The organism is Shewanella aestuarii, from assembly GCF_011765625.1.
Classification (GTDB): Bacteria; Pseudomonadota; Gammaproteobacteria; order Enterobacterales; family Shewanellaceae; genus Shewanella; species Shewanella aestuarii_A.
This window is the reverse complement of the sequence record NZ_CP050313.1, coordinates 2,916,823-2,933,201: the sequence shown is the minus strand read 5'-3', so window position 1 is coordinate 2,933,201 and position 16,379 is coordinate 2,916,823. Positions and strand designations below refer to the sequence as shown.

The following is a 16,379-nucleotide window of genomic DNA, read 5'->3' as shown; positions in this document are numbered from 1 at the left end:
TGTTTCTGCCGATTAACGATCAGCTTTACGTGAATACCAGTTTACTGGGCACTCATATTTTTCGAGTTGGTTTTCAACACCAAGAGTTAATGCAAATAACGCCATGCGAATTAATAAGCCATTATCTGCTTGGCGGAAAATAGCCAAACTTGGATGGCTATTTAAATCATTGTCTAATTCGTTTGCTTGTTCGCGTGAATCGCGTGGCAAAGGATGCATGATCACGGTATTCGATTTACAGTGTTGGGTGTAAATATTGTGATTCAGGCGGAATTTACCGCGATATTTATTGGCTTCTTCTTGCGAAGGAAAGCGCTCTTCTTGAATACGGGTCAAGTAGAGGATATCAGCTTGATGTAAATTACCTTCAAGTTGTTCGGTTATTTTGATCTTATGACCAGCATTTTCAATGTCGGCGATCACATAGTCAGGCATTGCTAGTTCAGAAGGGGAAATTAATGTGAACTGGATATCCTTATACATGCACAATAAGCGTGATAAAGAATGGACTGTTCGGCCATATTTTAAATCGCCTACCATCGCAATGTGCATACCGTTGATGCTCATACCTGCATGATGTAGTTCTTTTTGTATGGTAAATAAGTCTAATAAAGCTTGGGTAGGGTGTTCATTAGGGCCATCGCCGCCGTTAATGACAGGTACACGACTACCTTGTGCAAACTCTTTTACTGAGTATGCGTCTGGGTGGCGCATCGCGATGACATCTGAATAAGTTGATAATACACGGGCCGTATCATATAACGATTCACCTTTAGATAATGACGACGAAGCCATTCCTGTGGTTTCGCGTACATGTCCGCCAAGTAAATTAAAAGCACAACCAAAACTGACCCGAGTGCGGGTGCTTGGTTCAAAAAACAAATTGCCTAAAATAGCGCCTTCTAACACTTTGGTGCGCTTATCACGCAGTGCATAGGGCATCATTTTATTAGCGACATTAAAAATAGTGTTGATTGAATCCAGATCTAGCTGGCTTACTGAAAGGATGTGTGAACCTTCGAACTGAGTCATCAGCCTGATTTCCAATTATTAGGGGGTAAACTAAACAGCAAAATATGCCTTTAATCTACCCAAGTTGTGTAGGGTGGCTGAGGCGAAATTGTAGCAGAGATTATTTAACAGTTAAACTTATACCAAGTTGTAATAAATAAATGTTTATTCCAGTTTGTGAAAACACCTGATACGGTGATAGTTTTTTCGATTGTAGATTAACTGTTTATCAAAAAAACTGCCTTATTATCAAGCATTTTCTAAACTGTTTCTGTTCAGTTTTTTTACTATGATTGATATCACTGGTCAGCATTCATTAAATGGATCGGATCGTCATCGGATAAATAAGCCTCGTCCACTTGGTCAAGTTTGTTATAGCGGATCATTTGTCTTAATCCATCAATATAATCTTGACCTCGTTCAGAATATTTATCTAAGGTTCCAGCTAATTCTAGTCCAGTAATGGGTGCTTTCTCTTCACGCAAAGTGGCACGCAAATCACGTAATTTTTGGTAGGCATTATTTGTATTGATGTTAATTAAATAGCCTAGGACAGAATCAAGTGGTGAGTCAAACCGAGCAATACCATAGTTTCCTAGTTCAGTGCGTTGCTGTTTAGGTGCCATGCCGTTACCACTAAAATCCCATTGACCAAAAAAGGCGTTGCCCTCGACGGTGAAGCGTGATGTTGCCCAGCCACTTTCTTCTGCAGCTTGCGCAAGCACTAAAGAGGGCGGAATAATATCAACACGATTAAGTAATGTGGCATATTGCTCATCTGTCAGCGCCAACTCTTGATTAAGCTGGTCAGTCTCAATCACACGATATTTTTGAGCTAGTTGTAATAGCTTTTTATCATCCCGTGCTGACATTTCAATATAACGCCGTTCAAGCAAGGTTTTTTCATTACCTATTAAAATTAATGGGGCCATTAACCTGAAAAAAATCATCTTTTTTTCAATAACAGGAATGCTATCAGCTGTTTCTTGCCAACGTTCGGTTACAGTTTCAAAGGTCAGTCTAGGCACTTCACGGTTACCCGCTTGCCAACTTTCGGAGTTGTAATTAAGTGAGTCGAATAGTTTTTTTATAGTGGATAACGAATGTACTTGAAGCTTTTTGGGTTGCTTTTTGGGGCGGTTATCTGAAATTAAATTAAAACTATTTTGAATTGTGTTGGGCTGATTTGTCGCAAATTCACTCAGTGGCGCAAGTTTTATGTCAACTTCTGTTGCCTGATTTTGTTGCTTGTTTGCTGCATCGGAATGTGTTGATGTTTTATCTGCATTCGTTTGAATATCCGGAGTTTCATTCCCCTTAGAATACAACGCTTTATACCAAGCTAAATTTAATCCAGCAAGACAGGCTAGGGTAATCACAATGATGAATATTTTCTTATTGCTAGATAGCATGAGAGACCTTAAATTTGTCCAGAACGAATTTCTTGTAATAAATTAGCCCAACTAATTACCCCAACCACATTTTTAGGGGTATCACGGTAAATATAGACTTCGCCAGCGCGTTTTGCAGCAAGCGCGTCGTAGGCTTCATTTAATGTAGCTGTATCGGGAAGACCAATCATAAGATGGCGTGATAGCGTGGTTTGATCTTCAAATGATGGAATTTCTAAACGTAACATTTCAATTTTTTGCTCGGCGTTTCGCACTAATACTGGCCGGCCTTCTGCTCTTTTCATCACTTCAAGTAACAATTCTTGGTCATCATTAACGACCACAAATCGTCGATTCATTAGCACTCTGACACCTTTTTTCTGTAACCCTTGGTTCAACGGCGGTACTTTATAATCTAGCCCCATTATTTCAAGTTGCTTTAAAAATACCGAGTCGGTTTTGAAGCCTTGATAGGCAACCAAAAATGCAGGGATGGTGACAAACATGGCCGGCATGATAATTGACGCATCATTGGTCAGTTCAAGTAAAGCGACTAAAGCCGCCAACGGTGCGCTTAAACACACGCCCATCATTGCCGTCATACCGATCACCGTATATAAGCCTGCATATGGCGCAATAGAGGGGAACAACGCACTACTGACTAAGGCCAAAATGGCTCCCACCAAAGCCCCAATCCCATAAAGTGGGCCAATTAATCCCCCTGGAACGCCAAAACCAATTGCAGCAATCGTGGCAATCATTTTTCCTAATAATAAAGCCATTAAGAACAACAGGCTGGGACTTTCGCTTATTGCTTCATGGATAGCTAAATCACCAGAGCCTAACGCTTGAGGTAAGAATAAGCCTACTAAGGTGGTGATGAATCCTGCAATTAACAGGCGATATATTAACGGCCAGTGTTGTCCTTTGGCTGTGACGGAAAGTAGAGTGAAATTAAATAGTGCAGCAGTACACCCTAACCCTAAACCACCGAGCAATAAAATGGGGTAATGATCAAGCGGGATGCGTATAACGTTAATCAATTCATATTCATGTACATTGCCGAAAACTAACTGGCTTGATACCGCACCGCAAATTGCTGACAGCATGATAGGGAAGAAGTAATGGATCTTGTATTCTCTCACAATGACTTCAAATACAAATAAAACGGCAGCTAAAGGGGCGTTAAAGGTTGCCGCAATACCGGCGGCTATGCCACTGGCACACATAATGCGGACACTGTTATCGGGAAGTTTAAATTTTTCTGCCATAACACTGGCACTAACGGCACCAAGATGAATTGCAGGACCTTCTCGACCCACTGAAAAATTAGTTACCAAGGCGATTAATGCTTGAAAGAATTGCCCCGCAGCAGATTGTAATGGCACTTTGCCATAATGAATTTTAAAGCGGTGAAGAACATATGCAATGCCCATGCGGCGATATCGTTTTGAGCCAATTAACGACAACAGCCAAATCAGCAGGGCGCCCAATAGCGGTAAATAGGTTCGCCAGTCAAGAATGATGTCACTGAAGGATGATGATTCAGCTTGGGTGTATTGTTCTGCCCAAATGAGCAGTAATCTGAATAAGATGATGACACAGGAAGCTATGATAGCGAAAAACAAGGCCAGTGCACATAATTGCACACTGATCCGCGCTTGTGACAGTTTATCGCGAAATTCATTGTGCAGATATTTGCGTGTTGCCCTTTTGGCGTGAATAATAGCAGCCTTATTAAGTTTGAGTTGCACTGTTTGCTCTATGTCTCCCAATATAACTTGAACATTATATTTTATTAAGGCCTTGTTACCTAATGCTAAATTATCATCGTTGGCTTGACAGACTTCAAGCAATTGAACGTAAAAAACGCACTTCAGGCAGTTATCTTATTGCATTAATCCTTACCGCATTTGTGATCGGTGTCTTAAGTCATCAAATTTGGTTATCATTTGCGCCAGAAGTGATCCAACATAGCAGCAGTGGTAAACGAAAATTGCTTGATGAGCTTGAACAACAGGCAAAAGTATTAGCAAGTCGTAATCTTGCTTTGACTATAGAGCAAGAAGCCAATAAAAACCTGCAACAAATGTTTAGTGAACAACTTGTTCGTCAAAAAGAGCTTGAAAAGGAGCTTCGTTTTTATCGAAGTCTTATGGTTCCTGAAACCGAAGTTGATGGGGTCATGATTCATGGTGTTGAGCTTCTCCCTGGCATGGTGACAAATCAGCAACAACTGAGGGTGATTTTAACTCAACAGCAAAAGCGTAAAGCAAATGTGCAAGTGAGTGTCGATGCTGATTTTATTGGGGTGCAAGCTGATAACGTGTCCGAATATCGTCTTTCAAAGTTAAATGATAAGACATACCAATTCGGCTTTAAATATTTCTATGTTATGGATACAGATTTTAGTTTGCCTGCCGATTTTGTTTTGCAACGAATTAATATAAAAGTGACAGTTCAGGCAGCAAGAGGTGTCAAAGGTGGGTCTATTGAACAGGTATTTGACCTTGCTGATATCAACACAATAAATAGTGAAATCACAAACAGTGAAAAAGAACCACGGGTAATACTTGAACAAAACAGTCAGGTATCGGATAATTCCCCGCAGTAAACTGAAGTTAGAGGTAGTAATGACTGAACAAACTGATGCAGCAATGCCGATACAATTTACCGATGCGGCAGCAAGCAAGGTAAAAGGGCTGTTAGAAGAAGAGCAGAACCCTGAATTAAAACTACGTGTTTATGTTACCGGCGGTGGTTGCTCTGGTTTTCAGTATGGTTTTACTTTCGATGAAAAAGTCAACGAAGGCGATTTCACTATTGAAAAACAAGGCGTGCAATTGGTTGTCGATCCAATGAGCTTACAATATCTGGTCGGTGGTGAAGTTGATTATACTTCTGGCCTTGAAGGCTCTCGCTTTTTTGTTAAAAACCCGAATGCAACCACAACATGCGGATGCGGGGCGAGTTTTTCTGTCTAGTATAAATGGCTAGATATCAGCAAAAAGCCGTCAATTGACGGCTTTTTCATTTTTAAGCTAATCCCCTAGAGGTTAGCGGCTAACTTAAAATATTCATATTAACTTTAGGTTTGAACCAAGCTTTAACTTTGGCGCCAAAACTTATCCAAACTTGGATAATGCCAATAAAGATCAGCACTGAAAAAATAATCCAGTCAGACACAACCGCTTGAAAAACACCAAAGTCGACCGTCGTTGGCCCAGCTACTAAGTTATCAGGGTCATACATAATCACGGGTAAAAAACTGTAAAAGCCCAATTGCAAAACACTATAACCTCGTAGCATATACAGTGCAGCTTTTTGACGTCCCATGATAGCAATAACCATTAACAAGGATAACAAACACATCATGACACCTAGATCAGATGTAGTTTTTGCAGCCATTAATCCACTGATTGATGCAAAAGTATACACGAGCATTAACCCAGCAAGACGCTTGGGCAATTTGGTTGCTATAGGCTGCTGAGTCATGTTTTGAGCGACTAAAGCCTCTTGTGATCTGGCATTATTAACCAGTGTATCAGCATGGGCTTTAGGCTTGGGGTCCATTGGATTAATCATTAGTGTTTTTGAGATTTTTTCGGCGTTAGACGTTGGTCAACTTCAAATGGCGCGACCACTACACCTAAATCATCTTGTACTGGGAAGACTGCGATAAATAAATCATCATCTTCCATGCCACTTACCCAGCGCTGTTGAAACTCAGCCAGTGGAATTGCTAATGGTTCACAATCTTTCCAATCATCTACGGCCCACTGTGCAGCAGTTTCTTCAGAAGGCCACATTGGAATACAGTCTTCATCTTCAGTGGTTAGCATGACACAGCCATCGTGATCTTGTAATGACCATATGACTTCATTAGCTTTAACTTGTTCAATCATATAATCGTAGCGACCCTCAGGCGTGAGGTTCATTAACTCGGCTAGACTTTTTTCTTTGTTACTCATGTGATTCTCATCTTACTGTTATCAGCATGAACTATGCCGATTCTATAGTTATTTATCGGCATGATAACACTGAGTGATAAATTGAAAAAGTCCGAACCGCCAAGGTTCGAACTTTGGGGGTAATGGCGACGGTTAATCTAATGAAGATGGGGTAAAACTGCGGTAAATAATACCAGCCATAATTGCGCCTATGATAGGAGCAATCCAGAATAACCATAATTGAGATAATGCCCAATCACCGACAAATAAGGCGGGACCTGTACTACGTGCTGGGTTAACCGAAGTGTTTGATACTGGAATACTAATCAAATGAATCAAGGTTAGGCCTAAGCCAATGGCAATTGGGGCAAAGCCTTTGGGTGCTCTGTCATCGGTTGCGCCAAGGATAATCAGTAAGAAAAATAATGTCATGACTATTTCACAGATAAGCACCGCGATTAAGTCGTAGCCCCCAGGTGAGTGTTCGGCAAATCCATTAGATGCAAATCCGCCTGATAATGAAAACCCATCTTGCCCAGATGCAATTAAAAATAAAATACCTGCGCCAAGAGTGGCACCAATGACTTGGGCAATAATATATGGGGCCAGTTCGTTGGCTGGAAAGCGCCCCCCAGCCCATAAGCCAAATGACACCGCAGGGTTAAGGTGGCAACCCGATACGTGGCCAATCGCATAAGCCATGGTTAATACCGTTAAACCAAAAGCCAAAGATACACCTAAAAGGCCTATGCCAACATCGGGGAACGCTGCGGCTAATACCGCACTTCCGCAACAGCCAAGTACTAGCCAAAGTGTGCCTAAACATTCGGCTAACATTTTTTGTTTCATATCCATCTGTTTTCTTCCTTGTTTACATGTGAAATCCGCGTGCGTAGTGATGACGCTGCTTACACATCAAGTTAAGTCAATAGATCAATATGTTGCCAGTTGCCGGTAATGAATATTTATCAAGATTATTTAGCGGAATATTTCCCACCTAATACCGCTTCTCGTCTTGCGCCAGTCACCGCTGGTAAATTGGATGGCAATTGGCGTTCAAAACGCATGGCTAGCCATGCAAATGCAATACCTTCTACCCATTTGGGAACCATGCCTAATTCGGTCGTGGTGGCAAGCTTATAGCCCGGAATTAAGTTACCTAATCGACGAATTAAAGCTTTGTTTAATGCGCCGCCACCACAAACAAATAACTCACCCGTAGCACTCAGCTTATTGATATCATTGGCAATGGTTTGGCAAGTTAAATCCAGCAATGTTGATTGAATATCTTCATCATCAAGGTGGCTATATTCAGCTAGTTGCTGTTCAAGCCAAGCACGATTAAATAGTTCTCTGCCGGTGCTTTTGGGGTAACTTAATGAAAAGTATGAATGCGAAAGTAATTGTTTTAGTAAATCTGGGTTGGTGTTTCCTGATTCTGCCCACTCGCCATCTTTATCAAATGGTTGTTGCTGACAATGATTTATCCAGGCGTCGATTAGGTTGTTACCTGGACCTGTGTCAAAGCCTAACACTTGGCTTGAATCACCCGGAAGATACGTGATGTTAGCAATGCCGCCAATATTAAGGATGACTCTTGTCGTATCGGGTTGAGCAAACATTTGCTGATGAAATGCAGGGACTAATGGCGCTCCCTGACCGCCAAGAGCCACATCTTTGCGGCGAAAATCAGCGATAACATTAATGCCTGTTTCGACCGCAATGGTATTTGGATCACCTATTTGCAGGGTAAATCCCATATCAAGATTTGGCATATGCCTGATCGTTTGACCATGAGAACCAATCGCTACCACTTCACTAGGGCTTACACCAGCATGAGTTAACAGTTGATTAACGGCTTTTGCAAACAATTGACCGACACTTCTATCGATTCTCCCTAAACGGTTGATTTCATCCGTTGCTGGCTGGCATAAGTTCTGTAAGCCTTTAAGTAAATGAGGGGGAATGGGTTCACTGTGAGAGCTAATGAGTACGGGGTAGCCGCTGCTAAAATCGACTAGAACGGCATCAACGCCATCCATAGAGGTGCCTGACATTAGGCCGATATAATATTCAGGCTGAGACATGACTGATTTACCTTCTGTAAATTGGACTTTAATAGGTTATATGACTTGCGATTAAGGGTATTAATTACTGGCCAATTGTTGTTCTTGATTCGATTTAAGTTTAGCCATTAATTGTTTACTAAGGGCATCAAATTTATTTTTTTCACTGCGAGCGATCGGCTCTGATTTGGGTAAATTTACGGTTCTTGGATTACGATGTACACCATTGACGATGAATTCATAATGTAAATGCGCCCCTGTGACTCGGCCAGAACGACCAAGGGTGCCAATGATTTGACCTTGTTTGACCGTGTCGCCACGTTTTACTTTGCGTTTATTTAAATGCAGATATTTAGTGGTATAGGTATCATTATGTTTAATAAATACGTAATGACCGTTGTATTGATTGTAACCTGCCTCAGTCACTTTACCTCGCCCAGCGGCTTTAATTGGGGTGCCAATAGCAGCGACATAATCAACACCACGGTGAGCTTTGACTTGTCCTGTTACTGGGTGTAAACGGCGCGGGTTAAAATTTGAGCTAACATAATTAAAATCAACCGGTGAGCGTAAGAAAGCTTTACGCATGCTACTTCCATTTTCTGAGTAATATTCACCATCTGTGTAACGAACTGCAGTGTAACGCTCACCCTGATTAACAAATTCAGCGGCTAAAATATTACCTGTTCGCACAAATTCGCCATCGGCAAACTCTTGCTCAAATAGCAAAGAGAAATGATCGTTTTTACGAATATCTAAGGCAAAATCGATATCCCAGCCAAATACATTGGCTAACTGCATAATATGGTTGGCTGATAAACCTGCATCTATTGCAGCGTTCCAAAAGCTTGTTTTAATGTTAGCCGTAATAAATGATTGACGAGTTTCTAGCTCTTTCTTCGTAACCGTTTCTTGATACTTATCATTTTGCTTAGTGATCACTAAGGTTGATATTTTATCCATACGGTAACTGAGCTCAGCTAAGTTACCGTCATCGGTTTTACGAATAGCAATTTCTTCACCGGGTATAATTTTTAGCAGGTTCTTTTTTGCAATAGGGAGTTGGGTGATATCGTAAACATCTTTGGCTGTTAGCCCTGCACGTTTAAATAATCCACCTAAGGTATCGCCTTTTGTTACTTCATAATATTCAACCGGCTGTTCAGTTTGTTGGTGACTTTTCTGTTGGGCTACTTCTGCCTCGATTTGATTAATGACTTGATCTGTCTTTGATGACGATGACATTGAACTCAAGTGTTCAGCAAAGGCTATATCATCCGTTGTTATCGCTTGCGACTCTTGACTGCTAGATGCTGCATTTGGTGCTGTAGGGCTTCTAAATGCTAAAGGGACTGAATAGCGAGTATTGGTTTCCAATTGGGTTGACTTATTTGCTGTTTGCTTAGACGCTTGAGCATCTTCTGACGGTAAGAGTAAAATAACGAAGGTAAAGATAGCTAATAAGGCTAATGTGATTTGATGTGCTTTAGGCAGCAAGTTAAATAATGTAATCAGCTTTGCCATTGACTCGAGTACCAATCTCTCTGTTTATTGTTATTTTATCTTCAAGTTGTTTATAACCGAATGCAGTAACTTGAAGTTGCTTGGGTATATTAGTGTACACTCTTTCATTTGCCGTGGCTAACAAGTAACATAGGCCTCTTTATTTTATTCAAATTTTAAGCTCTAGGAGTTTCAGTAGAGATGGCTGAGTTAGATCAAGTATTGGCAGAAATCAAACGTGGAACAGATGAAATTTTACTTGAGGCGGATCTGCTTGAAAAGCTTAAAGAAGGTCGCCCTCTTAAAATCAAATTAGGCGCAGACCCAACCGCACCAGACATTCATTTAGGTCACACTGTCATTTTAAATAAAATGCGCACTTTCCAAGAGCTTGGTCATGAAGTGATTTTCTTAATTGGCGACTTTACCGGTATGGTAGGTGATCCAAGTGGTAAAAATAGTACTCGCCCACCATTAACCCGTGAGCAAGTGTTGGCTAATGCTGAAACTTATAAGCAACAAGTCTATAAAATTCTAGATCCTGCAAAGACTCGTATTGAGTTTAATTCAAGTTGGTTAGAGCCATTAGGCGCTGCAGGCATGATCCGTTTAGCCTCACAACAAACTGTGGCGCGCATGATGGAACGTGACGACTTTAAAAAGCGTTATGCATCAGGTCAATCAATCGCTATTCATGAGTTTATGTATCCATTATTGCAGGGGTATGATTCTGTTGCGCTAGAAGCTGATGTTGAGTTAGGTGGAACAGACCAAAAATTCAACTTGCTTATGGGGCGTGAATTACAAAAAGCTGAAGGCCAAAAACCACAAACGGTTATTATGATGCCATTGCTTGAAGGTTTAGACGGCGTGAAAAAAATGTCTAAATCCGCACATAACTATATTGGTGTGAGCGAGCCTGCTAATGAAATGTTTGGCAAAATTATGTCGATTTCAGATGACTTGATGTGGCGTTACTTTGAATTATTGTCTTTCCGTCCGTTAGAAGAAATTGCGGGCTTTAAAGAGGCGGTTCAAAATGGTACTAATCCTCGCGATATTAAGATTACCTTAGCCAAAGAAATTATTGCTCGTTTCCACGATGATGCTGCTGCTGAAGCCGCGCATCAAGAGTTTATTAATCGTTTTCAAAAAGGTGCCATACCGGATGATATTGAAACGATTACGCTTGAAGCCGGTGAAGGTTTAGCGATTGCTAACTTACTAAAAGAGGCTGGCTTAGTTGGCTCGACTTCTGATGGTATGCGAATGATTAAGCAAGGCGCAGTAAAAATTGATGGTGAAAAAGCTGAAGATACTCGTCAGGTGTTTAATGCTGGTTTTGAAGCGGTAGTCCAAGTTGGTAAGCGTAAATTTGCTAAAGTGGTATTAAGTTAATACGCTATCATGGGCATGCTAAAAAGGCTCTTTGGAGCCTTTTTTTGTTACCTGTAATTGGCAAGTCTGATGGGGTTGCTTGTTATGATTGATTTCAATTGATAGCAGACTACTGAGATTCAAGTTGATCTGACATCGTTTGGTAATCCATTAAATCCATGTGCTCAATAATCCGCTGAGTATTCATATCAAATTTAAGGGTCGTCACCCCTGGCACGGCAATATCAATGATCTTACCGGGTTTACCATATTGATCGCCCGGCCCACGCAAGCGATAACTGCCGATAATCACAACGAGCGAACCATTATTAAACATGTGCTCGATATTAAGTCTATATTCTAAAACGCCTTCGTGAGCGCGTTTTAAAAACTCAATAATATGGCGATTACTTTTGTATTGCACTCCTGCCGTTTTATCAAAAAATACACTGTCACGAGAATAAAAGCGCATTAAGGCACTATAGTCATGATCGGTATAGGCTTTGATATAACGCATGGCCAATTGTTGCTCAGCAGGCATGTCGCCAAGATTAGCCTTCACTGGAAGGCTAATCATTAAGCAAAATAGCAAGCAAATTAAGCGCAAATCAATGTCTCTTTGTTTTTAAGTCAAATGCAGGAAGTGAAAGGTGCCAGCGAATAGCACTTAAGCGAATAACCAGCGTGCTGGTCATGGCTAAAAACATCGATGTCATACTATCCATTCCTGATAGCAAGCTCAAGGTATAACAGATACCTCCAATTATTGAGGCTGTTGCATAAATTTCTGTGCGTAACACCATAGGTACTTGGCGACATAAAATATCACGAATAATGCCACCACCCACACCAGTGATGAGTCCCATCACTACCGCTATCATACCCGAATGTCCTAGTACTAAGGCCTTTTGAGCACCGATCACGGTAAATAAAGCTAACCCAAATGCATCTGCTACCGGCAAGGTAAAAGAGGGGAGTTTGTGCGGCTTACGTACTAAGATTAAACAGGCAATCACGGTCGCTAGTATCACGATGATGTAATTAGGATCGCTTATCCAAAATACTGGCGTAGCCCCCATTAAGGTGTCACGGATACTGCCGCCGCCAATCGCGGTAACTGAAGCTAAAACGATGACGCCAAATGGATCCATTCTATGTTTGCCAGCCGCAAGTGCGCCAGATAGGGCAAAAACGGCGGTGCCACACAAATCAAAAAAGTAGATCCACTGAATCATTTACTTAACTCTTTAAGGTGAATATTAAGTGCGTCCACAGAAATACGGATCTCAATCACTGATAAAATCAAAGAGTAAAGCAGTAATAATAAACTGATCCCAAAAACAATTGAGCCAGTTTGGTTAAAGCCGGTATAAATAAAAATCATACTTAATACGCAAAAAGCAAAACTGCTAACGCCGCCTTCTTGCATGCGGCGAATAATATTAATTCGTTGCTTAAGGTTTTTAATTTGGTTGCTATTGACGGGCTGATTTTTATCACTCAATTGGCGGATCAATGCTGCTAATGCAAAAAATCGATTGGTGTAAGCCAGTAACAATAACGAAATTGCTGGAAACAATAACGCTGGTGTTGTGAGTGATACATGTAAATTATTGAACAATTGGTTTTTCCTGTTAAGAAAATAAAGTCTAGTCAAAGCAGCCGCAAATAATACCGCTTTTAGTTCTAAAATTACATATTTCTTAGCAGTACCCATATAATAGGCGTGATTAAAGAAAGCGTTAAAAAGAAAAATTTACCATTTTGAGCAACTCTAACTGCAGTGGAAATATGCTGATATTGTGGAAATGCGCCCGCTTTTATCTTGGCAAGCTCAACTCTACTTGGTGATGGATTAGGCGCGCCTGTTAATAAGCAGTTGTTATCAATAAATTGCTGAGGACCGCCTAATTCTACTTTTAATAAATGGGCGCCTAAGTGAACGGTATTAAAATCATTGTTCAGCCCTTTGGCGAGTTTATCCTCGGCGACAAGTGAGCCAAAGTGAAAGCGCCCGAATTGCATCGCTAATGAAACATGCCAGATCACTTTAGGCACAAAAAAGATCATTCGATTAAATTGGCTGACAAAACTCGAAAAGTGTTTAAAGCGGGGGTGATAGGGAGGCCAACTCAGCTCTAATTGTCTCAGCAAATGAATCGCTATAACCGTTGACGCACCCCCTATTGCAAAAAATACGATGCTGGAAATGGGGCCATATAGTGGGGTTGTTAAGGTTTTTTCTATAGTTGTTTTGCATAACCCTACAGAGGATAACCCTTGTGAAGACTGGCTCACCCAAGGAGATAGAATGTTTTTAGCTTGCTGGTTATTGCCTTGGCTTAATGACTCGGCAATGGCCTTGGCAGGTTGAGTAAATTGATAAGCGCTTAAACAAACATATAAAACTAAAAATTCAAAAAACCATGGAAAGGCAGCAAGTTTAAGTAAAAGTGCACCAATGACAGTGATCGGGACGACTAATATGATTGTAGCTAAAATGCCGGCAATCATTTGCTGGGATACCGCGCGTTCAGGATGATTAACTTTATGTGCCAACGTTTTGGCTAGTAAACAGAACCATTCAAGGGGTTGCCAGCTTCTTGCTAAAGGCAATAATTGGGCAGCCCCTATTGCAGCGATTAAGATTAAACAGCTCTGAATGGTGTCACTTTGTACAGCAAGTTGGTTAATATCTATCTGCATATCTATTTGCCATAAATGTTATCACGTACATTGTTCAGAGCTAAATCTATATACCTAGCGCCAATTTTATAGTTGTTGCAAAAGTGCAATCACCATCATGGCAGAATGGTGGCCAGCTTTAATGATGTAAGTATCAAAGTCGACTGGCGAGTCATTATTGGCGTTATCAGATAACGAACGAATAACGACAAAAGGAGTATTGAATTGGTGACATACCTGAGCAATTGCAGCGCCTTCCATTTCACACGCGGCCATAGTGGGGAAGTTTGTCAGCATGATTTTGGTGCGTTCAGGGTCACAAATAAAGCTATCACCGGTACAAATTAGGCCTTCTATGGCTTTCACTTCTCCTAATGAGGCAATGGCTTGTTTTGCTGCATTAACTAAGACTGCATCAGGCAGAAAAGCGGCGGGCTGCTGCGCCATTTGACCAATCTCGTAACCAAAGGCTGTCACATCTACATCGTGGTGACGTACTTCTGATGAAATAACGATATCGCCAATAGCTAAGTCATCAACAAAACCACCAGCAGAACCGGTATTAACCACATGACTTACAGCAAACTTCTCAATTAATAAGGTTGTCGCAATACTTGCGGCCACTTTTCCGATACCTGAACGTGTTACCACGACTTCTTTGTCAGCAATTTTGCCACTCACAAATTCAATGCCTGCAATGGTGGTGTGTTCAGGTGATGTGATTGCTTGAATTAAATGAACCACTTCAGGTTCCATTGCGCCGATAATACCAATTTTCATGTAGAGACCTTTGAATACGTTAAAGACAAAATTTGCTGGGCGCTAATATACCATGCACTAGGCTATTTGGTGAAAGCTTAGGTTAAATTCTGCGGTTGAGTTGGTGATATTTTAGGTCTCGACATAAAACAAAAAAGCACATCCAAAGATGTGCTTTTGATAAACTACCTTAGGTTAATCAAGAGATGAATAACCCAACATATGACTAATCAAGGTAATTTAAAATACCTAACGCGGCATCACGGCCTTCTGCAATTGCAGTGACCACCAAATCAGAACCGCGCACCATATCACCACCGGCAAACACTTTAGGGTTGGTTGTTTGGAATGGGTTGGCATCTGTCTTAGTGGCTTTGACTAAGCCCCAATCATTTGTTTCGATGCCAAATTCACTAAACCAAGCTGCAGGGCTTGCTTGGAAACCAAAGGCAACGATAACCGCATCTGCTTCAAGTACTTGTTCACTGCCGGCGATAACCTCAGCGCGACGACGACCTGAGGCATCTGCTTCACCCATTTGGGTTTCAACACATTCAATACCAACGACTTTACCATTTTCAGCCTTAACTGAAACCGGTTGACGATTGAACAAGAAATTAACACCCTCTTCGCGAGCGTTTTGCACTTCACGTACTGAACCTGGCATGTTGGCTTCGTCACGTCGATAAGCACAGGTAACGCTTTTGGCACCTTGACGAACGGCTGTGCGAACACAGTCCATTGCAGTATCGCCACCACCTAGCACAACCACATTTTTACCTTCTAGGCTAATATAAGGCGTGCTGTCATCACTGGTACCCATCACTTTATGGGTGTTACCAATTAAGTAAGGAAGCGCTTGTAATACACCATCAGCATCTTCATTAGGCAGTTTAGCTGGCATGGCCGTGTATGTGCCCATTCCTAAGAATACGGCATCATACTCATCAAGTAAGCTTTGGAAGCTGATATCTTTACCAACGGTAACACCAAGCTTGAATTGAATTCCCATTCCTTCAAGCACCATGCGGCGAGTGGCTAATACTGATTTATCTAATTTAAATGAAGGGATACCATAAGTTAATAATCCCCCAATTTGTGGATATTTATCAAATACCACAGCTTGAATACCGTTACGGGCAAGAATATCTGCACAACCAAGACCAGCAGGCCCTGCACCAACAATTGCCACACGCTCTTTACGTGGGGTAACACTAGTCATATCTGGACGCCAACCTTGGGCGATAGCAGTATCGGTAATGTATTTTTCAACATTACCAATCGTCACAGCACCGAAGTCATCGTTTAGGGTGCACGCACCTTCGCATAAACGGTCTTGTGGACAAACTCGACCACAAATTTCAGGCAAAGTATTTGTTTCATGCACTAAATCAGCGGCTTCCATAATACGCCCTTCTTTGGCTAGTTTTAGCCAATTGGGAATATAGTTATGCAAAGGGCATTTCCATTCACAGTATGGATTACCGCAGTCTAAACAGCGATCAGCTTGCTCTGATACTTGTGGTTGTGAAAACGGTTGATAAATCTCAATAAACTGAGTTGCACGCTTTTCTGCTGCGTGCTTAGTTGGGTCAATTCGGCCAACTTCGACAAACTGAAAATCATTACTCATGTGT

The 16,379-nt window shown here is 41.3% G+C and carries 17 protein-coding genes; 3 read left to right on the top strand and 14 right to left on the bottom strand.

Annotated elements, in window-relative coordinates; genetic code table 11:
* Positions 1-12: 12 nt before the first annotated feature.
* From HBH39_RS12895 to HBH39_RS12885, 3 genes are all read right to left on the bottom strand, one after another.
* Complete coding sequence (locus HBH39_RS12895; RefSeq protein WP_167678902.1) at positions 13-1,032, bottom strand: aspartate carbamoyltransferase; 1,020 nt, start codon at positions 1,030-1,032, stop codon at positions 13-15.
* 278 nt (positions 1,033-1,310) lie between these two features.
* Positions 1,311-2,423, bottom strand: a complete 1,113-nt coding sequence (locus HBH39_RS12890; RefSeq protein ID WP_167678900.1) for a glucosaminidase domain-containing protein — start codon at positions 2,421-2,423, stop codon at positions 1,311-1,313.
* Between the two features lie 8 nt (positions 2,424-2,431).
* Positions 2,432-4,156 (bottom strand): chloride channel protein, encoded by a 1,725-nt coding sequence (locus HBH39_RS12885; RefSeq protein WP_167678898.1) that lies wholly within the window; start codon positions 4,154-4,156, stop codon positions 2,432-2,434.
* Between the two features lie 62 nt (positions 4,157-4,218).
* On the opposite strand from HBH39_RS12885, the gene HBH39_RS12880 reads away from it, so the two are divergent.
* Both HBH39_RS12880 and erpA read left to right on the top strand, forming a co-directional pair.
* Positions 4,219-5,016: a DUF6776 family protein gene (locus HBH39_RS12880; RefSeq protein ID WP_167678896.1), complete on the top strand. Its 798-nt coding sequence runs from the start codon at positions 4,219-4,221 to the stop codon at positions 5,014-5,016.
* A 19-nt stretch (positions 5,017-5,035) separates the two neighbouring features.
* Complete coding sequence (gene erpA / locus HBH39_RS12875; protein ID WP_167678894.1) at positions 5,036-5,386, top strand: iron-sulfur cluster insertion protein ErpA; 351 nt, start codon at positions 5,036-5,038, stop codon at positions 5,384-5,386.
* A 79-nt stretch (positions 5,387-5,465) separates the two neighbouring features.
* On the opposite strand, the gene HBH39_RS12870 is transcribed toward erpA, so the two are convergent.
* The 5 genes from HBH39_RS12870 to HBH39_RS12850 all read right to left on the bottom strand — a co-directional run bounded on the left by HBH39_RS12870 (position 5,466) and on the right by HBH39_RS12850 (position 9,942).
* Positions 5,466-5,975, bottom strand: coding sequence for a hypothetical protein (locus HBH39_RS12870; RefSeq protein WP_432280117.1), 510 nt, complete (start codon positions 5,973-5,975; stop codon positions 5,466-5,468).
* Positions 5,976-5,986: 11 nt separating this feature from the next.
* Positions 5,987-6,373, bottom strand: coding sequence for a DUF2750 domain-containing protein (locus HBH39_RS12865; protein ID WP_167678892.1), 387 nt, complete (start codon positions 6,371-6,373; stop codon positions 5,987-5,989).
* Positions 6,374-6,505: 132 nt separating this feature from the next.
* Positions 6,506-7,207, bottom strand: a complete 702-nt coding sequence (aqpZ, locus tag HBH39_RS12860) for an aquaporin Z (protein WP_167678890.1) — start codon at positions 7,205-7,207, stop codon at positions 6,506-6,508.
* A 119-nt stretch (positions 7,208-7,326) separates the two neighbouring features.
* Positions 7,327-8,439 carry an anhydro-N-acetylmuramic acid kinase gene (locus HBH39_RS12855; protein ID WP_167678888.1) on the bottom strand — a complete coding sequence of 371 codons (1,113 nt, stop codon included), beginning with the start codon at positions 8,437-8,439 and terminating at the stop codon, positions 7,327-7,329.
* Positions 8,440-8,499: 60 nt separating this feature from the next.
* Complete coding sequence (locus HBH39_RS12850; protein ID WP_167678886.1) at positions 8,500-9,942, bottom strand: peptidoglycan DD-metalloendopeptidase family protein; 1,443 nt, start codon at positions 9,940-9,942, stop codon at positions 8,500-8,502.
* Between the two features lie 180 nt (positions 9,943-10,122).
* On the opposite strand from HBH39_RS12850, the gene tyrS reads away from it, so the two are divergent.
* Positions 10,123-11,319: a tyrosine--tRNA ligase gene (tyrS, locus tag HBH39_RS12845; RefSeq protein WP_167678884.1), complete on the top strand. Its 1,197-nt coding sequence runs from the start codon at positions 10,123-10,125 to the stop codon at positions 11,317-11,319.
* A gap of 109 nt (positions 11,320-11,428) precedes the next feature.
* On the opposite strand, the gene HBH39_RS12840 is transcribed toward tyrS, so the two are convergent.
* The 6 genes from HBH39_RS12840 to HBH39_RS12815 form a co-directional block, all read right to left on the bottom strand.
* A complete protein-coding gene (locus HBH39_RS12840) occupies positions 11,429-11,905 on the bottom strand; it encodes a nuclear transport factor 2 family protein (RefSeq protein ID WP_432280116.1) in 477 nt (158 codons plus the stop codon).
* 1 nt (position 11,906) lies between these two features.
* On the bottom strand, positions 11,907-12,533 hold the full coding sequence (locus HBH39_RS12835) for a trimeric intracellular cation channel family protein (RefSeq protein ID WP_167678880.1): 627 nt from the start codon (positions 12,531-12,533) through the stop codon (positions 11,907-11,909).
* Positions 12,530-12,919, bottom strand: coding sequence for a DUF2721 domain-containing protein (locus HBH39_RS12830; protein WP_244325651.1), 390 nt, complete (start codon positions 12,917-12,919; stop codon positions 12,530-12,532). Before HBH39_RS12830 ends, HBH39_RS12835 begins: the two co-directional genes overlap by 4 nt.
* 71 nt (positions 12,920-12,990) lie before the next feature.
* Entirely contained in the window at positions 12,991-14,004 is a 1,014-nt protein-coding gene (locus HBH39_RS12825) for a cobalamin biosynthesis protein (RefSeq protein ID WP_167678876.1), read from the bottom strand.
* Between the two features lie 66 nt (positions 14,005-14,070).
* Entirely contained in the window at positions 14,071-14,763 is a 693-nt protein-coding gene (locus HBH39_RS12820) for a 5'-methylthioadenosine/adenosylhomocysteine nucleosidase (protein WP_167678874.1), read from the bottom strand.
* 205 nt (positions 14,764-14,968) lie between these two features.
* Entirely contained in the window at positions 14,969-16,375 is a 1,407-nt protein-coding gene (locus tag HBH39_RS12815; RefSeq protein ID WP_167678872.1) for an FAD-dependent oxidoreductase, read from the bottom strand.
* Between the last annotated feature and the right edge of the window lie 4 nt (positions 16,376-16,379).